Origin of the sequence: Clostridium tyrobutyricum, assembly GCF_019144085.1 — a bacterium.
Lineage (GTDB): Bacteria > Bacillota > Clostridia > Clostridiales > Clostridiaceae > Clostridium_B > Clostridium_B tyrobutyricum_A.
The window spans coordinates 1-1,690 of sequence record NZ_JAHHUY010000068.1 but is presented as its reverse complement, the minus strand read 5'-3'; the positions used below and the strand labels follow the sequence as shown (position 1 = coordinate 1,690).

Sequence of the window (1,690 nt, the reverse complement as noted above, 5' to 3'; positions counted from 1 at the left end):
CTATACTTAGGGGCTTAAGAGATACTACAGTTATTATAGTATGAATTGGGACAAGGATACTCAAACTTTATTTGCTTTTAATGATCGTAGTTATGGAAGTTTAAATGAGTATTATATAATTCCAGCTTCAGCACATACACTTCTTCCAGAACCAGTAACAAAAACACCAGTAAATACAATGAAAATTCAATATGATTTCACTTGCGATTATGTTAATCCATTAGACATGCCTGCTCATTAATTTGAGTGGGCTTTATTTATATAAAAAAAGGAGGCTTTGACAATGAAAAATATTATTGAAATGGTACAAATGGTATTTGCATCCATAGGTGGATGGATTGGGTGGATGCTTGGAGGAATAGATGGATTCTTATATGCACTTATAGCTTTTGTTGTTATTGATTATTTAACTGGAATTATGGCTTCAATTCTTGAACAAAAGCTATCTAGCGAAGTAGGGTTTAGAGGAATATTTAAAAAGGTACTTACTTTTGTTTTGGTAGGAGTAGCTCATATAATTGATTATTACCTTATAGGCAGTGGTAGTGCAATTCGTACCGCTGTTATATTTTTTTATATATCAAATGAAGGAATCAGTATCTTAGAAAATACAGCAAAGATAGGACTTCCAATACCAGATAAGTTAAGGAATGTTTTAGAGCAGTTAAAGGAGAAAAAGAAAAATGGCTAGATTATGTTTTGATTATGGGCATGGAGGACAAGATAGTGGAGCTTGTTATAAAGGAAGAAAAGAAAGTAATGATGTACTGAGTTTAGGAAAATCAGTAGCAGCAGAGGTTAGGCAACATGGAATTACAGTTGATGAAACAAGAACTAGCGATACTACTGTAAGTTTGGGAGAAAGAAGTAATTTTGAAAATAGGAATACCTATGATTATTTTATATCTTTTCATAGAAATGCTTTTAAGCCAGAAAAAGCTAGAGGTGCTGAAACGTACACATATTTAAGTGCACGTATAAAAGCTAAAGCACTAGCAGGAAAAATACAAGCTGGACTTGTAAGTATTGGGTTTGTTAACAGGGGAGTAAAGACGGCTAATTATCATGTGCTAAGAGAAACCAGATGCCCAGCAGTTTTAATTGAAATGGGATTTATTGATAGTACCAATGATAATAATTTATTTGATGTAAAAAGAAATGAAATTATTAGGGAAATTGCTAAAGCTATATTATCTCAGTTAGGCATAGGATATAAAGAAAATAAATCTAATGAAGCAACACCCCAGCAAAAGCAGCAAGCAGCAAGCGGACAAACTGGAATGTCAACATTTTTCTAGACAACTTTTTTAAGGTTATTTAACTTAAATTGATATGGAGTTACATACCCAAGAGATGAATGAATTCTATGGTTATTGAACCAGTTAACATAATCTGCAAGCTGCCATTTCAACTCATCAAGTGATTCAAATACTTTTCCACGTACAAATTCTGTTTTTATAATTTTAAATGTTGCTTCTGCAACTGCGTTATCATAAGGACATCCTTTCATACTAAGTGAACGTTTAATTTGAAAGGCCAGCATTGCCTCATCTATAATTTTGTTTTTAAACTCATTACCTCTATCTGTAAGGAAAATTTCAATGTTCCTTAGATTACCATTTACTTTTGCAAAAACTTTTCTTACTAATGCTGCATCTTTATGGTCTCCTGCACTGTAACCTATAATCTC

4 protein-coding genes are annotated in these 1,690 nt (G+C 32.5%); 3 read left to right on the top strand and 1 reads right to left on the bottom strand.

From position 1 onward, the window contains the following. Nucleotides 1-40 precede the first annotated feature (40 nt). The 3 genes from KM800_RS14985 to KM800_RS14975 are packed head-to-tail and all read left to right on the top strand — an operon-like array spanning nt 41 to nt 1,298. Complete coding sequence (locus KM800_RS14985) at nt 41-241, top strand: hypothetical protein (protein ID WP_254906588.1); 201 nt, start codon at nt 41-43, stop codon at nt 239-241. A gap of 42 nt (nt 242-283) precedes the next feature. Then, the gene (locus tag KM800_RS14980; protein WP_217813806.1) at nt 284-691 is read left to right on the top strand and encodes a phage holin family protein; all 408 of its coding nucleotides are present in this window, start codon (nt 284-286) and stop codon (nt 689-691) included. Continuing rightward, nucleotides 684-1,298, top strand: coding sequence for an N-acetylmuramoyl-L-alanine amidase family protein (locus KM800_RS14975; RefSeq protein ID WP_217813805.1), 615 nt, complete (start codon nt 684-686; stop codon nt 1,296-1,298). Before KM800_RS14980 ends, KM800_RS14975 begins: the two co-directional genes overlap by 8 nt. Here the strand turns inward: KM800_RS14975 and KM800_RS14970 are convergent. Continuing rightward, nucleotides 1,295-1,690: IS3 family transposase (locus KM800_RS14970; protein WP_217813804.1), on the bottom strand; the 396-nt coding region annotated here is incomplete at its 5' end. The genes KM800_RS14975 and KM800_RS14970 overlap by 4 nt on opposite strands.

Bases quoted from the DNA above. Each gene is read 5' to 3' on its own strand.
- KM800_RS14980 (WP_217813806.1), top strand. From the start codon at position 284: ATGAAAAATATTATTGAAATGGTACAAATGGTATTTGCATCCATAGGT.
- KM800_RS14985 (WP_254906588.1), top strand. From the start codon at position 41: ATGAATTGGGACAAGGATACTCAAACTTTATTTGCTTTTAATGATCGT.
- KM800_RS14975 (WP_217813805.1), top strand. From the start codon at position 684: ATGGCTAGATTATGTTTTGATTATGGGCATGGAGGACAAGATAGTGGA.